Source organism: Aquimarina sp. AD10, from assembly GCF_003443715.1.
In the GTDB taxonomy this organism is placed as follows: Bacteria; Bacteroidota; Bacteroidia; order Flavobacteriales; family Flavobacteriaceae; genus Aquimarina; species Aquimarina aggregata.
The window spans coordinates 320,465-340,890 of sequence record NZ_CP031965.1; the positions used below are offsets into that span (position 1 = coordinate 320,465).

The 20,426-nt window shown below is 32.6% G+C and carries 20 protein-coding genes; 2 read left to right on the top strand and 18 right to left on the bottom strand.

Features of this window, described 5'->3' with window-relative positions; all coding sequences use genetic code 11:
* The first annotated feature begins 9 nt into the window (after positions 1 to 9).
* On the top strand, positions 10 to 1,473 hold the full coding sequence (locus tag D1816_RS01085; RefSeq protein WP_118500858.1) for a glutamate synthase subunit beta: 1,464 nt from the start codon (positions 10 to 12) through the stop codon (positions 1,471 to 1,473).
* Between the two features lie 117 nt (positions 1,474 to 1,590).
* Here D1816_RS01085 and D1816_RS01090 read toward each other — a convergent pair whose 3' ends face one another.
* The 3 genes from D1816_RS01090 to D1816_RS01100 form a co-directional block, all read right to left on the bottom strand.
* A complete protein-coding gene (locus D1816_RS01090; RefSeq protein WP_118500859.1) occupies positions 1,591 to 3,126 on the bottom strand; it encodes a T9SS type A sorting domain-containing protein in 1,536 nt (511 codons plus the stop codon).
* A 213-nt stretch (positions 3,127 to 3,339) separates the two neighbouring features.
* Complete coding sequence (locus tag D1816_RS01095; protein ID WP_118500860.1) at positions 3,340 to 6,006, bottom strand: M56 family metallopeptidase; 2,667 nt, start codon at positions 6,004 to 6,006, stop codon at positions 3,340 to 3,342.
* The gene (locus tag D1816_RS01100) at positions 6,006 to 6,365 is read right to left on the bottom strand and encodes a BlaI/MecI/CopY family transcriptional regulator (RefSeq protein ID WP_066311911.1); all 360 of its coding nucleotides are present in this window, start codon (positions 6,363 to 6,365) and stop codon (positions 6,006 to 6,008) included. Before D1816_RS01100 ends, D1816_RS01095 begins: the two co-directional genes overlap by 1 nt.
* A 213-nt stretch (positions 6,366 to 6,578) precedes the next feature.
* On the opposite strand from D1816_RS01100, the gene D1816_RS01105 reads away from it, so the two are divergent.
* Positions 6,579 to 7,865, top strand: coding sequence for a carboxymuconolactone decarboxylase family protein (locus D1816_RS01105; RefSeq protein ID WP_066311908.1), 1,287 nt, complete (start codon positions 6,579 to 6,581; stop codon positions 7,863 to 7,865).
* 101 nt (positions 7,866 to 7,966) lie between these two features.
* Here the strand turns inward: D1816_RS01105 and D1816_RS01110 are convergent, their stop codons facing one another.
* The 15 genes from D1816_RS01110 to D1816_RS01180 form a co-directional block, all read right to left on the bottom strand.
* Positions 7,967 to 8,902 carry a pyridoxal-phosphate dependent enzyme gene (locus D1816_RS01110; protein ID WP_118500861.1) on the bottom strand — a complete coding sequence of 312 codons (936 nt, stop codon included), beginning with the start codon at positions 8,900 to 8,902 and terminating at the stop codon, positions 7,967 to 7,969.
* A gap of 46 nt (positions 8,903 to 8,948) precedes the next feature.
* Positions 8,949 to 9,593 (bottom strand): spermidine synthase, encoded by a 645-nt coding sequence (locus D1816_RS01115; protein WP_066311904.1) that lies wholly within the window; start codon positions 9,591 to 9,593, stop codon positions 8,949 to 8,951.
* A gap of 64 nt (positions 9,594 to 9,657) precedes the next feature.
* Complete coding sequence (locus D1816_RS01120) at positions 9,658 to 10,056, bottom strand: heme-binding protein (RefSeq protein ID WP_118500863.1); 399 nt, start codon at positions 10,054 to 10,056, stop codon at positions 9,658 to 9,660.
* Between the two features lie 74 nt (positions 10,057 to 10,130).
* Positions 10,131 to 11,249: a Gfo/Idh/MocA family protein gene (locus tag D1816_RS01125; protein ID WP_118500864.1), complete on the bottom strand. Its 1,119-nt coding sequence runs from the start codon at positions 11,247 to 11,249 to the stop codon at positions 10,131 to 10,133.
* 124 nt (positions 11,250 to 11,373) lie between these two features.
* Positions 11,374 to 12,225, bottom strand: coding sequence for an alpha/beta fold hydrolase (locus D1816_RS01130; protein WP_066311897.1), 852 nt, complete (start codon positions 12,223 to 12,225; stop codon positions 11,374 to 11,376).
* Positions 12,226 to 12,305: 80 nt separating this feature from the next.
* The gene (locus D1816_RS01135; RefSeq protein WP_118500865.1) at positions 12,306 to 12,704 is read right to left on the bottom strand and encodes a hypothetical protein; all 399 of its coding nucleotides are present in this window, start codon (positions 12,702 to 12,704) and stop codon (positions 12,306 to 12,308) included.
* A 173-nt stretch (positions 12,705 to 12,877) separates the two neighbouring features.
* Positions 12,878 to 13,996, bottom strand: a complete 1,119-nt coding sequence (dnaN, locus tag D1816_RS01140) for a DNA polymerase III subunit beta (RefSeq protein WP_066311892.1) — start codon at positions 13,994 to 13,996, stop codon at positions 12,878 to 12,880.
* A gap of 249 nt (positions 13,997 to 14,245) precedes the next feature.
* Positions 14,246 to 14,821 (bottom strand): DUF1572 family protein, encoded by a 576-nt coding sequence (locus D1816_RS01145; protein ID WP_118500866.1) that lies wholly within the window; start codon positions 14,819 to 14,821, stop codon positions 14,246 to 14,248.
* An 81-nt stretch (positions 14,822 to 14,902) separates the two neighbouring features.
* Entirely contained in the window at positions 14,903 to 15,934 is a 1,032-nt protein-coding gene (locus tag D1816_RS01150) for an iron ABC transporter permease (RefSeq protein WP_066311888.1), read from the bottom strand.
* On the bottom strand, positions 15,935 to 17,074 hold the full coding sequence (locus D1816_RS01155; RefSeq protein WP_118506184.1) for an ABC transporter substrate-binding protein: 1,140 nt from the start codon (positions 17,072 to 17,074) through the stop codon (positions 15,935 to 15,937).
* A 101-nt stretch (positions 17,075 to 17,175) separates the two neighbouring features.
* Entirely contained in the window at positions 17,176 to 17,703 is a 528-nt protein-coding gene (cobC, locus tag D1816_RS01160; RefSeq protein WP_066311883.1) for an alpha-ribazole phosphatase, read from the bottom strand.
* Positions 17,685 to 18,449, bottom strand: coding sequence for an adenosylcobinamide-GDP ribazoletransferase (locus D1816_RS01165; protein ID WP_066311880.1), 765 nt, complete (start codon positions 18,447 to 18,449; stop codon positions 17,685 to 17,687). Before D1816_RS01165 ends, cobC begins: the two co-directional genes overlap by 19 nt.
* Before the next feature lie 30 nt (positions 18,450 to 18,479).
* Complete coding sequence (locus D1816_RS01170) at positions 18,480 to 18,791, bottom strand: hypothetical protein (RefSeq protein ID WP_066311877.1); 312 nt, start codon at positions 18,789 to 18,791, stop codon at positions 18,480 to 18,482.
* Positions 18,792 to 18,801: 10 nt separating this feature from the next.
* The gene (cobT, locus tag D1816_RS01175; RefSeq protein WP_118500868.1) at positions 18,802 to 19,839 is read right to left on the bottom strand and encodes a nicotinate-nucleotide--dimethylbenzimidazole phosphoribosyltransferase; all 1,038 of its coding nucleotides are present in this window, start codon (positions 19,837 to 19,839) and stop codon (positions 18,802 to 18,804) included.
* Positions 19,840 to 19,849: 10 nt separating this feature from the next.
* The gene (locus D1816_RS01180) at positions 19,850 to 20,362 is read right to left on the bottom strand and encodes a bifunctional adenosylcobinamide kinase/adenosylcobinamide-phosphate guanylyltransferase (RefSeq protein WP_118500869.1); all 513 of its coding nucleotides are present in this window, start codon (positions 20,360 to 20,362) and stop codon (positions 19,850 to 19,852) included.
* Positions 20,363 to 20,426: the final 64 nt, after the last annotated feature.

Genomic DNA, 20,426 nt, shown 5'->3' on the forward strand with positions numbered 1-20,426 from the left:
ATAGTAAACATGGGAAAGATAACTGGATTTTTAGAATTTGAAAGAGAGATCGAACAGTACGAACCTGTTAAGGATCGCGTAAAAGGTTATAAGGAGTTTACTGTGGCCATGCCAGAGAAAAAACTTAAAGATCAAGGAGCACGTTGCATGGATTGTGGTATTCCATTTTGCCATAGCGGTTGTCCATTAGGAAATTTAATACCCGATTTTAATGATGCTGTTTATCGTGGTAAATGGGAAAAAGCGGCTAACATACTACATTCTACAAATAATTTTCCTGAGTTTACCGGACGATTATGCCCAGCACCTTGCGAAGAAGCATGTGTGTTAGGAATTAATGAAGACCCGGTAACCATAGAGAATATTGAAAAAAATATTGTAGAAGAGGCATTTAAAAATGGATGGGTAAAGGCAAACCCTCCTAAAGAAAGAACAGGAAAAACTGTAGCTGTTATCGGTTCAGGTCCGGCAGGTTTAGCAACAGCTCAACAATTAAATAGAGCGGGTCATTTGGTAACTGTTTTTGAAAGAGACGAAAAAGTAGGAGGATTATTGCGATATGGTATCCCCGATTTTAAAATGGAAAAGAATGTCATTGATCGCCGAATTACAGTTTTAGAAGAAGAAGGTATTGTATTTAAAACGAATACTGCAATAGGAAAAGATATCCTTGCTGATCAGTTAAAAGAAGATTTTGATGCTATTGCGTTGTGTACAGGAGCTACAGTACGCCGTAATTTACCAGTTAAAGGGTCAGATTTAAAAGGCGTTGTGCAAGCCATGGATTTTCTGCCACAAAACAACAGAAGAGTTGATGGCATCAAAGATTTAGGAGAAGAAATTTTAGCCACAGATAAAAATGTAATTGTTATTGGAGGAGGAGATACAGGGTCTGATTGTATTGGTACTTCTGTGCGTCATGGAGCGTCTTCTGTAACTAATTTTGAGATAATGGGTAAAGGTACTACAGAGCGTCCGGCTAATCAGCCGTGGCCTTTCTGGCCAATGCGCTTACGTACAAGTTCTTCTCATCAAGAAGGGGTTGAGCGTAACTGGAGCATCTCGACCAAAGAATTTTTAGGGGATAAAGATGGAAATTTAAAAGGATTGATTACTTCTGAGGTAGAATGGGTAAAAGAAAATGGAAGATTTACCTTAAAAGAAATTCCTAATACAGAAAAAGAATGGAAATGTGAACTTGCATTATTAGCTTTAGGGTTTACAGGTTCAGAGTCTACAATTGCAGAGCAATTGGGAATTGAAATGGATGCAAGAACAAATATCAAAGCAACAGAAAATGATTATGCAACTAATGTGAAAGGAGTTTTTGCCGCAGGTGATACACGAAGAGGACAATCATTAATCGTTTGGGCTATTGCAGAAGGTAGACAAGCGGCTCATCATATAGATTCATATTTAATGGGAGCATCAAATTTGCCACTAAAAGGAGAAGGAGATTTACCAAGAGTATAAAGATTAAGCTTTGGAAACTTAAATTTCCAAAGTTTTTTGAGTGTTAAATGAAAGAAGGATAAAGGCTGTTAATATGGGAGTTAACAGCCTTTACTATGTTTTAGAAATAACTTACTATTAATGAATTAGTTTTTTTAAATATTCTCCAGACGAATTTTTAACTTTAATCAAATATAGCCCTCTGGACCTTAGGACACTTTTATCAATTTGATATTGTGAGCCTTTAAAAGTAGTATTGATTAGTTCTCTTCCTTGAATATCATAGATCGATAAAGCACTTGTTTCTTCGGCTTGCCCTAAGTTTAAGGTGACTTGTTTTCCTAAACTTGGATTTGGTGACATTGTGAATCCTGCATTAGTATCATTTGCAAATATTTTTGATAAACCAAATTGAATGGCAAACTTTTCCTGATCACCAATGTTTGTTTTGTTACACGTCATTGCGCCGTTACCATTTACAGAGCTTATGTACTTTCCGTTATTTCCTTTAAAGCTATAAACGTTGTTACCGTGGTTTATGAGTTCAAATTTTTCCCAACCTAATGCACTGTTTCTATTACATGTTATGGGTTTACTTCCATTTTCGGAACTTACATATTTACCATTATTACCTTTAAGGGTTACAATATCGTTTCCGTTAGTAGAACCCACAACAGAAATATCAAATTTCTCCCAAGCTCCAATACTATTTCGATTACAATTCATAGGTTTTGTTCCATTTTCAGAACTTACATATTTACCATTGTTTCCTTTCAGTGCTGATAATGAACCACCACCTCCACCTGGAGAATCACCATTAACAAGGCGGTATGTGCGAACCCAGTCATAAAAAGCTGTGTTTTTATTTCCGTTGTTTAGGTCATTATTTGAAGGAAGACCTGGTCCCCAAGTAAAGGCTTCCATATCAAAAAACATGTACATATCTTCATTAAAATCATGAGATAATGTAACGCTTGCAACTTGCACACCGTCTCGATACCATCGTATATTACGACTATCCACCCACCAAACGCCATAAACTGCATATTCAGCAGAATTGCCTACATTTCCTGGATTAGTTGCATGTTTTGGTGTTTTTTTATCGCATGGCCATCCGCATGGTTTAGGATAATAATGGGTGTTCATTTCCATGGTGTAGTCAAGGTATCTCCATTGGTTGTTTTTAACTTCACCCCAATTTTCGATGACATCAATCTCACTATAATTTCCTTGCATCCAAAAAGATGATACAATAGCCATATCGGCATTTTTGATTCGAGCCTCGGCATACATGCCTTTTTTGAAACTTTTAGCTTTAGAGGTCAGACATGCAGTCCATATAAAATCTCCTTGTCTGTTTGGGTATCGTAAGGTTCCTTTTAGCCTTAAATTTCCATTTTGCCAGGATAGGTTATTGTTATTAAACTGGCTAGGGGATCTCCCTGCCCAATAGGGATGTCCTTTTTGCCATTTGTTACTATTAAACGAATTAAAATCGTCTGTGAGTTCATTTACAGCTTGCCATTTTTTTCCAGAAGGGGCATTGGGTTGTGCAATCATCTCCCCAAAGCTTAGGCTAGTGATAAGAATAGATATTACTATTCTTAGGAAAGAATTAAATTTCATGAGTATAGTGTTTTTTGTGTTACCAGAATTGTTTTTAATGCAATTCATACATAATTGATTAAGTGTATAAGATACAAATAATAATTCATAATTAACTAACAATCAGTAGTGTGGTTTGGTGAAGTAATGAGTTTATTGTTAATTTTATAAGAATATCTAATAAAAACTATTTTCAAATAAAAAAGATCATTAACAAATGAGCTAATGATCTTTTTCGTTTTTTGATTGATTGAATGTGTTTTGGCTACTGATAAACTGTTTTTAAAAATGAATTTTGATTCTAATGGCTTGATCTAAGGAAATATTAGGGTCCTCGTCTTTTAGTTTTTTTACAAATTCTGGGGTAACTCCATGAATTTTTAAGCTTCTTGCTTGATCTGCTGTAACGTTTGTAAACCCTAAGTCTTTAAAAGATTTTACAAATTCAGAAGTTACATTATGGATTTTAAATGAAGTTATTTCATTTAAAGAAAGGTCGCTAAATTGTGTTTTTTTAAACTTCTTAATGTACTCAGGAGTAACATTATGTATTTTGAGTTTTCTGACGTCGTCTAAAGAAATGTTTGTATACCCAAGTTTTTTATAGGCAGATGCAAAATCAGGGGTAACATTATGGATTTTTAAAGAACGAGCATCATCCAAAGAAATATTTTTATATCCCGCTTTTTTGAATGAATTAATAAACTCTGGCGTTACGTTATGTATTTTTAAACCAACCACCTCGTCTAGAGGTATGTTTTTGTATCCTGCGTCATTATACTTTTTTATAAATTCAGGAGTTACATTGTGTATTTTTAAGGCAATAATTTCATCTATTGATGCATTTTCATATCCTAATGCTTTAAAACGTTTAATAAACTCGTTTGGGTTTTGTTGATCATCATTTAAGTCTCCTGATCCCATACTATTGGTAGAACTAGATTTTTGATCTTGATACCCGTTTTTGTTTTTTGAATTCTTTTTGATAGCCTTTACATGTGAGGGATTGATATCATGAATTTTTAGTTTAATAGCTTCTTGTAGTGTGATATTGGTTTGACCAGCTTTTTTATACGATTTTATAAGTGCTGGTGTAACATTATGTATTTTAAGTTTCTTGGCATCCTTTAGTGATATATTTGGATAGCCTATCTTTTTAAAACTGTCAATAAATTCTGGAGTTACATTATGTATTTTTAGGTTTTTTATTTCTTTAATAGAAACGTCCGTGTATCCTGCTTTTTTGAAAGAATCCATATATTCAGGAGTTACTTTGTGAATACTTAAATTCATGTATTCTTTAAGCCCTATTGAATTAAATCCTTTCTTTTTGTAAGCGTTTACAAATTCTTTAGATAAATTATGAATTTTAGCTTTAGTAATGGTTTTTAACGGTTGTTTGTCATTAGTAATACTATTAATAAATTTTATATAGGGAATGTCTACATTAAATAAATTGAGTTTACTAATTTCTTCCATTGTGTAGTCTTGATATCCAATTTTTTCAAGCTCTTTTCGATACATTTTTAATTTGTCTAAAGGAAGAGATTTGTGAATGATATCCTCAAAATCATCTTGATTGATATCCAATTTTTCTTTTTTTAGATAATCAAGATAAGCTGTATCAAAACCGGTAAGAAAACAATGAACAAGATCATTTTCTTCTACAGTCAAACCGTATTTTTTTAATGATTGTATAAATGCTGTATTTGGAGTAAAGGTATATCTACCATCTCCTAGAGTATTGTCGAATTCTCCTATAAATGTTAAAGTTCCGGCATCTTTTGTGATAGCAAGTTGCTGTTTGTCTCCTTTTGGAAAATTAGCAAAAAATGAAGGGTCATAACATCTGGTAGTGGACCAAAAACTACGTTTTAAAGGTTCTGCATTTCTAAACATTATACAGAGCTTTCCTCCACCAACTTCCGCATCCCAAACTCCTTTTGTAAAATCATTTTGATTTAGAATTTTTACTTGTGTTTGTATTTGGGTATTCACATTTTCTTCAATTGTACTGCTAAGAGTTTGTTTAGGTTGTACGGGATTAAAAGAGAGTACTGTAATAGCAAGTAGTGGAATAATGATTAGGTATTTCCACCCAGATTTTGTTGTTGATTTTTTTGAATTCATCATGATTATTCGTTTTTTGAGAAATGATTGATTGTAACTTGTTGCCAAGCCAGTAGGCATATCGGGAGTCGAGACTTTTAAAAGGTTCATTTGATATACTTCGGGATCTTCTCCGATATTGAGCATGTTATTGTCGGTAAGATATTCTAAATTATTGTCAATTGCTTTGCGGTAAAGCCACGCAAATGGATTGAACCACTGCAACATGACAAGTAATTCTACCAATAACATATCAATACTATGTTTACCTTTTATATGTACTTGTTCGTGTTTTAAAATTTGCAGATAAGTATCAGGAGCATATTGACTTGGATTCATAAATATTCGATTCCAAAAAGAGTAGGGGGCATGTTTTTTATTAGTTTCAATAATTTTATAGTTATCAACTTCTACGGTAGGATATTTTATCATTCGATACAGTAAAACACCTAGTTGTATCAAGAAATGGATCCCAAAAACTAAAATACCTAGAATATAGATATATTTTATAATCGATCTCCAATCAAAATCAATGCTCGCGCTACTTGTGGTTGTAGTGTCTTTTGTAACAGTATCATCTAAAATTGGTTCTAAATTATCTGTTATAGATGGATTTGTTGTTGTTATATTTTTTGTGGGTGGCAGTATACGTTCTGAATGATTTAGTGACTTAAAAGATAAGTTCTCAGGAATACTTATAAAGGGTAATGTTAGTGAGAGAACTATTAAGGATAATAACACCCATCTATTTAGATGATAAAAAGTTTCTTTAGAAAGAAAAAGTGTATAGACCATATAGGATAATCCTATCAAAGCCGAGCTATGTATAAGATAATTCATTATTTCTTGTTTTTGATCAGTTTGATGATTTCTTCTAATTCTTCTGAGTTTATTTTCTCTTCTTTAGCAAAAAATTTAACCAATGCTAATGGTGAGTTATCAAAATAATTATGAACTACATCTCCTAATACTTCTTTTTGATATTCATCTTTAGATACAAGAGGGTAATATTGAAAACTATTGCCATAAGCTACATGATTAATAAACCCTTTTTCTTCAAGGATTTTTACAATTGTTGCGGTTGTATTATAATGAGGTTTTGGCTCTGTAAGCTCTTCAATAATTTCTTTAATAAAAGCCTTCTCTAACTTCCACAAACTTTGCATAATCTGTTCTTCTCTCTTAGCTAACTTTTGCATAGTATTGATTTTATAAAACAAACATACTACTAATCTTTTAGTTAACCAACTAATCAATTAGTTTTTCTACTAATCAATTAGTTTTTGTTGTCGCAAATTGTTAAATTTCATGTTGTTGAGCTCATTTTATGTTATGTGATCTTATTGTTAATAATTTAGAAATAACACAAAGGTTTTTTAAATTGTAAGAATAATTAACCAAACTCCCTCGTAATGATATATACACTAGCTCAACAATTAGAGCCCCTTGCTATTGATTTTGAAGTTTTACAAAAAAAGTATAGTCCAATGTTGTCATTGGTAAACGAATTAATAGGTGTTATTCCTAATGCCGATCCGATTATGGAAATATGGCCTACAGGATTCAGAACGTATAATTTATTAGTTCCGAATTTGTTAAATTTGCCACATTCTTTATGGAAAAATAAACCTTTGAAAGCATTAAAAGGGCTTGCTATGTATACTTCAAGTAGAGTAGCAGAATGCCAATATTGTTCTGCTCATACCTGTTCTTTTGCACTTCGTAGAGGACTAGATCCGGAAGTGATTTCTGGAAAACGAAAATATACAGTATTAGAAAATGCTATTGTAGAATTAGCAAAAGGGATATCCGAAGTTCCTGTCAAGATTACTAAAAAAGAATTAATACTATTAAATACTCATATTTCTAAGGAAGAAATTGAGGAAATAGTATTGTCTGTGGCTTTAATGGGATTTCTTAATAAATTTATGGATGCTGTGGGGATTGAGTTAGAGAACTCCTCGCTTAAAGATGTGGGTAAATTACTTTCTGCCACAGGTTGGCATCCAGGTAAACATAGAAGAGATGAAATTGATTTTGATGGACTGATCTCTTCACCAATACAGAAAGATAATTTTTGGACCTATTTGCGTATCCTTAAATTTGCCCCGAAAGCAGTATTATTAGAAAAAAAATGGACAAAAGGGGTTCCTGATAATTATACACAAAGTGCATTATATCTTAAAAAGCATACAGGATATACGTTTCCAATTTTAGAAAAAATAAAAAGTAAACGAGTGATTAAAGCTTTGACCACAGTCTTAAAAGATAATCTTGATCCTGTTAAAAGTGAATTGGGAATTAGAGTCAAATATTTAACTAGTCTGGTCTATTTTATTACGATTAATAATATAACATTGGCAAAAGAAGCAGAAGTAATTGTTACAAGATTAACACCAGAAATAGGTCTTATGACTTTGGATAAAGTTAAAAATATAGCGAAACAATGCACTCCTAAAGAGTCTAAAGTTTGTAAAAGTATTTTATCAGATTTCGAAGAAAATACATGTCTCACCAAAGAAGAAGCCGCTGCTGTTATTTTGGCAAAAGCAATGTCTACCAGCCCGGCAGAAGTAAATAAAACTATTTTGATAGAAATAACACCATATATGAAACCCGAAAGTGCCATCGAACTGGGAATCTGGATATCGATACAACAGTTGTTTCATAGATTACAAACATATTATCAAATCATCTAAAATTAGATTTTTACTCAATAGGTGTTAAGACAAAATGCATGATATATCTAGTTATCTTACTTAGGTAATAAATTTTTATGTACCCTGTTTTGTGCTCTTTTTTAAAAAGGTAAATTTCCCAAATCTACATTTCCTCCAGAGAGGATAATACCCATTTTTTTGTGCTTAAACTTTTCTTTTTCTTTAAGTAATGCAGCAAAAGGCACAGCGCAAGAAGGTTCTATTATAATTTTCATACGCTCCCATATAAGCCGCATAGCATCAATAATTTCTTGTTCTTCAACACGAATGATTTCTGAAACATGCTTTTGTATAATAGGAAAATTAATAACACCTAATTGCGTTTTCAAGCCATCTGCGATAGTGTTGGTAGTGGTATTTGTTTCGATTTTACCACTTAACAAAGAACGATAGGCATCATCAACTTCAAATGGTTCTCCTCCGATTACTTTACAATTATTTCCATAATAATGAGCAGCCAAGGCTGTTCCGGCAATAAGTCCGCCTCCTCCAACAGGAGTAAAAATATAATCCAAATCAGGGTGGTCTTCTAACAACTCTAGTGCTGCTGTTCCTTGCCCTATTATTACATCAAGATCATCTGATGGATGTATGAAAGTAGCTCCTCTCTCATTTTGAATTTTTGTAGCAGTTTCTTCTCGATCCTGAAGGGTAGGAGGACATTCTATAATTTGACCACCATAACCTTTTACAGCATCTTTTTTTACCTGCGGTGCATTAGAAGGCATAACGATATATGCTTTTACACCAAGGCTTTTGGCAGCAAGCGATAATGCTTGCGCAAAATTACCTGATGAATGTGTTACGACACCTTTTTCTTTTTGAAGAGCGGTTAATTGTGAAATACCATTGGCAGCTCCTCGCATTTTGAAAGCTCCCATGCGTTGAAAATTTTCGCATTTAAAAAACAAATCAGCCCCAGAGATTTCATTTAGTAAACTTGAAGTAAGCACTGCTGTTCTATGAATATAAGGTTTAATTCTGTTATGGCATTGTTTTAACTCTTGTGAAGTCATTTGTATTGATGTTACGTTTTCAAAATTATAATTTTTACACTATTGGTTACATTACTTTATTTCCAATTAATAATGTGTTTACACCCTCTACTTTATTATGTTGTTTACAGATTGTGTTTGGTTCTAAAATAGATTTTATTGGAGCTATTTTCGAAGTATCTTCAAGAAAAATACCTGCATTAAAAATAATATAACCTCCTAATTTTACTAGTTGGTTTAAAGAACTCCAAAATTTTTGATCATAAAAGGATTCAGGAACTGTATGATCAATAAAAATATCTACTATAATTAGATCATAACACTTTTTACAATGGTTAACATATTGTATAGCATCACTATGAATTATACGTAATTGTTTGTTTTCTTTGATATCAAATTCGTCCTTTGCGATTTGGATGATCGTATCGTCAATTTCTACAGCAGTGATTTTACCTTGATAATTGAATCTATTTTGAAGAGATTTAATAACTGACCCACCTCCGAGACCTAAAATCAATAGTTCATTAACCTGTTGCATTTCAATTTGTAAAAGCCCATATTCTAAGACTTTTTGCAATGCTCCGTAAGAATAATTAGCATTTTGACTATCAAGTACTTTTTTTCCATTAATCCAGGTAACCTCTAGAGGGCCATTTATTTTGGATGTTTTTCTTTTGGTCAGAGGCCAAATATGGCTTACGATTTTTTTCATAAATAAATGCCGATTGTTGTCATACAATATAACAACAATCGGCATTGTTCTACTAAAAAAAGTATTATAATGTTAATGCTCCAGCTTCTGCTACTGCATGATCATTTTCTACGGTACTTCCGCTTACGCCAATAGCTCCTATTATTTCTCCTGTTTCATTTTTAATAGGTACACCTCCAGGGAATGTAATAAGACCATTATTAGAATGTTCAATGTTGTAAAGTGGTTTTCCTGGTTGAGATAATTCTCCTATAGCTCCAGTATTCATATCAAAATATCTAGCGGTTTTTGCTTTTTTGATAGCAATATCTGTTGAACCTAACCATGCTTGATCCATACGAATAAAAGATATAAGGTTAGCTCCAGAGTCTACAATTGCAATATTCATTTTTGTATCTAAAGCCTCTGCTTTTTGTTTTGCAGCTTCAGTTATTTTTAGAGCTTGTTCTAAAGTAATATTCATGTTTTTGTGTTTAAAATATAATTAAAGTTATGTTACGTGTTTTAATAAATGGATAAGGAGGCTAAGAATAATTATTACAATCTTATAGCGATCTTTTTTCCACCTTCTTCTATAGATTTATAAATAGATTTTACGATTTTAATATCACGAAGTCCCATACTACCGGGTACTTTATTTGGAGTGTCGTGCAGGATATGTTTTGCAAAATCATCCATTTGTAAAGCTTGTTGTCTTTTATGTGGAAATTTTATTTCAGTTCCTTCAGAGGTTCTCCCGTGTAATGGCCCGTAAGTGTAAGCGGTATCCAGTTCATACCAACCTTTTTCGCAAGAGGCATAAAGTCGATCAGCTTTAGCATTATGCGAGGTAAATAAGTTGCCAATAGTCCCGCTAGGAAATTCAAATTGAGCAGTTATGGTCTCATCGGTATCTTTGAAATTTTCTGGCATTGTACTAAACTCTTGGGCGGTTACTGATATGGGTAACTCACCTGTGCCGTAGATTAATCCTTGTATAGCATATACTCCCATGTTCATTAATGCACCACCCCCAGAAAGTTTTTTATTAAACCTCCATTGATCCCAGTTTCCTCTAGATAAGTAAGCAGCTTCGGCGGATATATAATTAACCTTACCAAAAGTTTTTTCTTTTACGATACGTTTTACTTCTTGTGTATATGGTTCTGAGTGTAAACGATAACCAACGCTAAGTTTTACATTAGCTTTTGCACAAGCATCAATAATAGATTCACATTCTTCTACAGAAACGGCCATGGGTTTTTCACAAATGACATGTTTTCCTGCTTTTGCCGCTCTAATACAAAAATCTGCATGCATGGCATTTGGTAATACTACATATATAATATCAACTGCATCATTAGTAGCTATAGTATCAAAATTTTCATAATTATATATGTTCTCTTTGGGAATGTCGTACTTAGCTGCCCATAGTTTTTCTTTTTCAGGAGTTCCTGTAACAATAGCTGTTAGTTCGCAATATTCTGTTTCTAACAATGACGGAGCTAATTCATGCGTGCTGTACGTACCTAAACCCACTAATGCAATTCCTAGTTTTTTCTTTGAATTAGAATAGGTACTCATACCGCAGGCCATAGGAATGTGACTAGCCATTATAATACCTCCCATTCCTTTTATAAAATTAGAATTGAAGGTTCTTCTGGAAATTTTTTTCATACGTAGCTTATTCTAGAGTACTAGTTTAGTTTAGGTATTATTGTTATCCTAGAGATAATTACATAATACTACACGCTACTGTTAGTAGGGTTAATTAGTAAAAGCTAACGATTGTTTGCAAAAGTTATTTTATTGCATCAAACCATAGTAAGGTTTTTTTCCAAAGCGTATCTTGAAATTTTCTGCTAAAAAAACCAAAATGCCCTATTTTGTTAGTAGGAACACTACTTACTGGTATGATTTCTAGTTTTTTGTCAGATCTTACAAATAAATCATGTACTCTTTTAATAGCAATTTTTGTACCTATAGGATCATCTTCTATACCGAGAGTTAGAAGCTTTGAAGAATATGTATTATAAAAGAATTGTACACCCATAGCTTCCATTTGTTGTTTCATATTTGTATGTTTTCTTCTGGTATGCCATTGATCTACAACTCCTTTGGGAACATCTTCTAGTAGCCCTAATCTTTTACCCGGAAAGTAACCTATTACTTTTGTGACTAGCGGGAAAATAACATGCCATAAAAAGTATATTTTCTTTTTTTGTTCTTTTGACCAATCCTTATAATATGCAGTTTGTGCGGCAATTGTTATAATACCTCTTATTTCGGTGTTTTTAGGAGTCATACCAATTATAGTACCGCCAATACTATGTCCAAGAGTAACAATACAATCATTCGGAAATTCTTGTTTTACAAAATCAATTACTCCAGAAAAGTCTTTTTCACCCCAATCAATAAATGAAGTTTTAAATCCTTTTAGTTTTTTAGGCCTCGAATCTGCAATTCCTCTATAATCATAGGTCACAACATTGTAACCATGTTTAGACATATAAGTTGCGTAGTGGTGATATAAATTTTTGTGTACTGCTGTTGCTGAATTAATAATTAAAACCTTATTTTTTTGTAAAGTTTTGTTTCCTAAATATACTTTAGCAGAAAGGCTGTAATTGTCTATAGCAGGAATTTGGATCATTTATTAAGACTATATTATCCTTAAGTTTAATATTTTATAGTTGAAAGATAAATATTAAAAAATTGATATTTGTGTACAGATTAGTCAGTAACCGTTCCGGTTTCACCATTAGGCCCTGCATGTAATTTTATTAGTTTGCTTTCTTTGTTATAGTTTTGTGACCACCCCCATTTTTCTCCATTTAGCATGACAGAAACCACGCCTTTAATAGAATTGTCGGGTTTGTTTGTGAATATAATTATTTCATAACTTCCTACATCAAGTTTTTTCTCAAATGGTGTTTTGATGTTTTCTAATAGTGTTTCTTTTGATTTTGAGTTGTGAGTAGTTTTGCTAATTATTTTTAAGTTAAAATTTTCAATTTGATCTGTTGTCGAACTAATAGTAAGTAAATAAGTGTATTCATCATTTTCATTAGTATTTGTTGTAAACCCTAGTGTAATAGAACATAAAAGAAGGATTAAAATTTTAGTATTCATGATTTTGTATAATAAGTTAAATAATCTAATTTAAATATTTGTAATATAAATGAACTAAAAATCACTCTATTTCTTCAGTAGTACTATCAAAGTTTAGTTGTTGTAAATTCTATTACTAAAAAAACCAATCATATAGTATGATTGGTTTTTAACAATTTAATCTTTGTTATATTTTAACTATTAAGCATCACAGGCATTACTAACATAGTAACATGTTCTCCTTCATCCAATCCATCTACAGGTGTAAGAATACCGGCTCTGTTTGGTAAAGACATTTCTAATTGTACATCATCTGCATTAAGGTTATTAAGCATTTCACTTAAGAAACGTGAATTAAATCCAATTTGCATATCATCGCCTTGGTAGTCACAAGTTAAACGTTCTTCTGCTTTATTAGAGTAATCAATATCTTCTGCAGATATATTTAATTCTGCACCAGCAATTTTTAAACGAATCTGATGTGTTGTTTTATTAGAGAAAATAGAAACTCGACGAACAGAGTTTAAAAATTGTGTACGAGCAATTGTTAACTTGTTTGGATTCTCTTTTGGTATTACAGCTTCGTAGTTTGGATATTTTCCATCAATTAATCTACAAATCAATTGTGTCTCATCAAAAGTGAATTTAGCATTTGATTCATTATATTCTATTAGTACCTCACTATCACTACCTGCTAAAATTCCTTTAAGTAAGTTTAACGGTTTTTTGGGCATAATAAATTCTGAAGATTGAGATGCTTTTATGTCACCTCGAGTATATTTAACTAATTTATGTGCATCTGTAGCCACGAAAGTTAATCCTTCTGTCGAGAATTGGAAAAACACACCACTCATTACTGGTCTTAAATCGTCATTACCGGTTGCAAAAATAGTTTTACTTACAGCAGTAGCTAAAACGTCTCCTAAAAGTGTAGTAGCACTAGGATCTTCTAATTCTACAGCTTTCGGAAATTCTTCTCCATCGGCATACGCTAAAGCATATTTACCATGATTAGAGCTTATCTCTACGGTGTTGTTGTCTCCTGCCACAAAGGTAAGTGGTTGCTCAGGGAATGTCTTTAACGTTTCTAATAATAATTTAGCAGGTACAGCAATGATTCCTTGATCAGAAGATTCGACTTCTAATTTGGCAGACATTGTAGTTTCTAAATCCGAAGCAGATACTGCTAACGTATTATTATCTAATTCAAATAAGAAGTTATCTAAAATAGGTAAGGTGTTACTATTACTAATTACTCCACCTAATACTTGTAATTGTTTTAGTAAGTAAGAACTAGATACTATAAATTTCATCTGTATTTCTTTATTGTTTATTAGTTTTCAGATGTAATTCACCGCAACGCATTTATATTGTTTTATATAGTACTGTAGCGGGTCATTTCATGTGTGATTCATTATGTACAGTTACGCAAATATAATTGTAATCTATAAGGATTTCGGTATTCAAAAAACCATAGTTATTAACAAACCTTAAGGAGTTATTGACTATAGTGTACAATTATAGATTAGGCATAATCAAATATAAATTCTTTAACCTAGTAATTAATTAGAAGGATCGTCCATTAATTTATCTGTATAATGGGCTTTATGTTTTGGAGTTGCAAAACGTTTTTTATTAAAGTCTGATGATTGTCCTTTCGGGATAGACAAACTTTCCCATTTCGTTCCATTACTCATTTTTCCTAGAAATACAATTTGACCGATATGATATGCATAATGAGCTAATTGTCTATTAATAGCTTCAGTTATGCTATGTTCAATATTTCTAATGTAAACAGGTTGATTAAAGTTAGAGTCATTGATACTATTGAGCGCTTCAAAAAGACAACTCCAGCCTTCATTCCATTTAAGAAAAAGTTCTTCTTTTGTCCTAATATCACTGTCAAATTCTGCATCTCTTTGTCGCCATTCTTTTTCCCCATCTGATATTAAGAAATCTGTCCAACGAGACTTCATGTTTCCCCATAAATGCTTTACAATTATGCCAATACTATTACTCTCATCATTGTATTGCCAGAATAATTTCTCGTCAGGAAGTTGGTTTATGGTTTTCTCACCTAATGATTTATAGTAATTAAATTGTTTTTTAATTCCTTCAAGATATACAGATGCAGTCATAATTCTTTAAATTAAACTAAAGATAGTTCTTTTGGACAAGAATGATATATTTCAAATTTATAATTGAGTAAAAAAAAGAAATTAAAAAAGCATTTTACGCTTTCTTACTAAAAGCCAAATTACAACCGGAGCCCCTATAAGAGAGGTGATTGCATTAATTGGGAGGGTGTATTCGCTTGATGGTAATTGAGCAATACTGTCACAAATTAACATGATAATACTGCCAATTAATATAACCGCCGGAATCAAGGTTTTATGATCCGAAGTATGAAATAGTTGCCTAGTAAGATGGGGAACAGCTAATCCAATAAATGCAATTGGACCAGCAAAAGCCGTACTACTGCCGGCAAGTAAACCAGTTGCTATTATAATTAAAAATCTACTAGTTTTAATATTTAACCCTAAACTGCGAGCATAGTTTTCACCTAATAATAACGTATTTAACGGTTTTATAGAAGCAATAGCCAGAAGCAAGCCAAATAAAGAGATGCCAAAAAATATAAGTACTTCAAACCAAGATAAATTACCTAAACTTCCAAAACCCCAAAAGACGTATTGTTGCAATAAATCTGCAGGAGCAAAGTAGGAGAGTACACTTACGATGGCTGTGGTTATACTACCAAACATAAGACCTATAATAAGGATAGCCATAGTATCTTTAACTCTAACAGATACAATCATAACGGCAAACAAAACGATAACGCTTCCTAAACTTGCTGCAATAATCAATCCCCATTTTGATGTTAAAAACGAAGAAACTGCTATACCAGTAAAAGTACTTCCTAATATTAACAAGGCAACTCCCAGTGTTGCTCCAGAACTTATGCCTAATACAAATGGGCCGGCTAATGGATTTCTGAATAAAGTTTGCATCATTAATCCAGAAACACCTAGTCCACTACCTACAATTATAGCGGTTAAAGCTTTTGGTAATCGATATGCTATAACAATATGTCTCCATGATTCTTTTTCTACAGAAGCACCTATTAAACTACTTAAAGTATCTAACCAAGGAATAAAAACAGAGCCTAAGCTTATATTGGCAATAAAGCACAGTAATAGTAGGGCAATTATACCAATGAATACCTTTTTGTATGATTTATTTGGGGTCAATTAATTTAGTTTTTCTAAAAAATAAGGTTCGTAATCTATTAAAACTTCGGGGTGTGCAATTTGGATAATATCTTTGAGAATTAAGTCGGGTCGCATAGGACCTAATTCATAATATATTGTTCCTCCGGTAGCACCGGTTTTTATTGCAGAAGAATATACGGTTTTATTTTTAAACGCATCGAATAAAGCATATTGATGATTTTTTTCTTTAAGTTCAGAAAGTGACTTGGCTCTTCCTGCACGAATCCATAAATTCGCATTTTGTGCTTTTTCCAGAACACTTTCAAAACTTAAGGTAATGCTTCCGGTTTTGTTTATATCAGACCAAAGGTAATTTGTATTGGCATCTTTTAGGAATTTTGCAAAATAGCTATTTCCGCCAGGTACATACCACACATCTTTAAACATATTACCTGATAAAACAGTAGGCTTATTCTTGGTGTTTTTTGCAAGAGTTACGGCTTCCAAATAATCTTTTTTAATATTTTGGAATATATCTTCTGCTAAAACTTCTTTCCCAAAAAAAGCTGCCACAAATTTTATCCATTCAGCTCTTCCTAAAGGATGTTCTTCCATCCAGGAACCGTTCATGACTACTGGGATTCCGGTTTTTTGAATCAAATCATAGGCCTTGGTGTCACCTGTTGCAGAGAATCCAATAACAAGTTCTGGGGATAACTCTAAAACAACTTCTGTGTTAAGGTTATACTCTTTACCTAGTTCTTTGATTTTACCTTGATCAATTAATGCGCGTGTTTTTTCTGAGGAAATATAATCAGTATGAGGAAATCCAACTAGTTTTTGTTCTTGATTCAAATATTCGAGCATAGGAATATCTGTAGTCGAAGTAACTACAACTCTTTCTACAGGTACTTCTATAAAGATAATACTGTCGGATTGAAATGGTTTTTGAGTTCCTTTCGGATATAGAATATATTTAAGTTTTTTTTCTGCTTCTGGCCAAGGTGTAGAAACTACAATTTCTTTATAACCCTCAAGGTTTTTGATTGTAAAACCAGACGCGTATTCTAATTTTTGAGTGGCGAGTGGTTGAATAGTTAATGCTTCAGTTTTTTTAATTGTCTTTTTACAGGAATTAAATAATAAAGCAATTAAAAAGAGATATGTAATATTGCGCATAGCGTTAATCATTTCAATAAAAATACTAAATAGAGACGAGTTCAAGAACAAAAACAAAATTCATAAAAAAGGAGCGGTTAATTTTTAGATGATAAATACTACTACTTGACATCAAGTTCAATGACTTGACCATATTCGATTTTGATATCAAAAGAATCTTTAAGGTGAACCTCTTGAAGGTGCGATAACAAAGCTCTTAATGGTCCTGCATGGGATACAATTACATTTTTTTCGTTAGTAGTTTTATCTAAAGAATAAAAAAAATCTAACATGCGTTGTTGAAGCATAACATATGATTCTCCATTAGGGGTTTTTATGTTTACAAAATCTTTCATCCATGGATCTAGTTCTTTACTATGTATGGCATCCCAAGGTTGCAATTCCCAATCGCCAAAATTTAACTCTTTTAATCGATCATCAAAAATGGTCTCTTTTTTAAATGTTTGTGCTAGCAATTTACATCGTTGTAATGGACTACTATAGACTTTAGAGATTTCTTTAATCGGAATTTGATTATGTATTTTATGAACTTCTGAAGGAAATGAATCGGTTATTCCAAGATCACTTTGACCATAACAAATTCCTTTTTCGATGTTAGGAGTAGTGTGTCTTACCAAATATAATTCCATAGCGCTATTGTTGTAAGATAAAAAACTACTTCACTTAATTGTTGTACTGCACCTGCGCAGTCTCCTGTTTGCCCACCAATCCATTTTTTGAATTTGACTCCTAAAAACATTTTTGATAAGTACATAGGGATTAGTGTAATGAAAATCCAAGGGTTTTTGAAAAAAAACAATGGAGCGATTCCAAAAAAAGCACTAATTATAAGTAACCTTAAACTCATGCTTTTTGCAGCAGGTTTGGCTTTACTATCTTCTGTATCTCGTACATAAGGGTGTGTATATAATAATGTAGTGGCTATAAACCGACTCAAAGCATGTCCGGATATAAGAAGTAAAGGAATATAAAGCACCTCTGTTTCTCGCAATGATGCAAATTTAATAGACAACATTAATACGATACCTAGTGTACCATATGTGCCTAATCTAGAATCTTTCATAATCAAAAGAATCTTATCTTTAGTCCAACCACCACCAAAACCGTCACATACATCTGCAAAACCATCTTCATGAAAAGCCCCTGTAGCATATATAGTTGAAAACATAGAGAGTAAAAGAGAAACTTCTGTAGAGAATAAAAAAGAAGAAGTATAAAAAACGATGGCTCCGATACTTCCGATTAGTATGCCAACTAAGGGGAAATATTTTGAGCTTTGTTGTAAATAATGTGGATCATGATTTACCCATTTTGGACAAGGTATTCTTGTAAAAAACATTAGAGCGGTAAAGAAAATATGAATTTCTTTTTTCATGACTTATTCAAATATTATATCCAAATTCTTTTATTGTATGGCATATTGCCAAAAAGGAATAAAAGTTAGAATTATCAAAAATACGGCTAAAAGAATTCCAATACTCCCAATTTTATGTTTTTTAAGAAATGAGATTATTCCAAAATAAAGACTTAATAAACCTATACAAATTGTTGTAATGCGATACGTTTTACTTATCGTAAGAATAGTTTTGGGCACTTCTATCGTATTTTCTTTAGGATTAGTTAAGGTTGTCATATGTTCTAGAAGGCTATGATTAAACCAGTAGATAAAATAAAATCCAATAAGGGCAATACTAATAGATAAAATTCCTTGTTTCATTATCCTATGTTTAGTTACCATCAGATACTCCCGCGCTTTCAAAGCTAGCCATGTTATTTAAGAAAGCAACAGCAGATTTGATTATAGGATAGGCTATTGCTGCACCTGTACCTTCGCCTAAACGCATACCCAAATTGACAAGAGGTGTTTTACCAATATATGCTAGCATTTTTTGATGACCTTGTTCTCCTGATGTATGCGCAAATATACAATAATCAAGTACCTCAGGATGCATTGCATGAGCACCTAGAAGTGCTGCTGTTACAATAAAACCGTCGATAACAATAGTCATTTTGAGCCCTGCAGCTTTTAGAATAGCGCCCGTAATCATTACAATTTCGAACCCTCCAAAGCAGGAGAGTGCTTCTTGAGGTGAAGTAGGATTATGTTTATGGTATACTTCAGATAAGATTTGTTGTTTAATAGTAATGGATTCAGGTTGTAAACCTGTTCCGGCGCCAACACATTCTGCAACTGGAGTATCCGTGAAGTATGACATTAATAGGGACGCGGCAGATGTATTACCAATTCCCATTTCACCGAAACCAATACTATTACAATCGTTATGAAAAATCTGTTTAGCAATATCTCCTCCTTTTTTTAAAGCGTTTTCATATTGTACTTTGGTCATGGCTGGAACTTCTTGGTAATTTTGAGTGCCATAATCTATTTTGGCATCAATAAGATCAGAAATCCCATTAAAGTTATGATTAACACCTGCATCAATAATGTGCAGATCAATATTATTCTGGGTACAAAAAACGTTTATTGCGGCACCTTTATTTAAAAAATTATAGACCATTTGTGCTGTTACTTCTTGGGGGTAAGGATTTACTTCTCCCTTTTTAGCAATCCCATGATCCCCTGCAAAGACTGCAATGGTTGGGTTTTTTAAAATAGGCCGATCTGTACCTTGAATTAACCCTATCTGCAAAGCGATCTTTTCTAAAGTGCCAAGAGCACCAATAGGTTTGGTTTTTTGATCTATTTTTGATTGAAGTGCTTCTGCTAGATTTTTATTTGAAACAGATTTAATTTTAAAATCCATGTACGTTTGGTTAGTTATTGTTTTTGATTTCTACAGGTATTCCAGATATCATAAGTGTGGCCTTATCTGCATGTTTTGCAATATGTTGGTTCATCCAACCTTGTAGTTCTGTAAATTTTCTACCTACTTCTGTGGTGGCATGAACTCCCATACCAATTTCATTAGATATAATAATGATTGTGGCTTTTTTCTGTAAAAGTTTATAAAACTCTTCTTTAGCCAGTGCTAAAGATTCTTGTACATTATTTTGAGTATCTACAAAATAATTTGTCAGCCATAGAGTAACACAATCAATCACGACAACACTATTCTCTACAATTACTTTAGAGATTTCTTTTTCTTCTTCAATAGAAATCCAACGTTGGTCACGATCAGCAACATGCCTATCTATACGTTGCCGATGATTTTCGTCCCATATTCTAGATGTTGCCAAATAGTAAGGTGTGGGTGACAGTTGCAGGGCCAGATTCTGTGCATAACTACTTTTTCCAGATCGCTCTCCTCCTGTAATGTAATGTAACATTTGCTTTTTTTAAGAAAGCAAAGTTAATTGAATACATTATTTATTTGTTAAAGTAATCTCAATT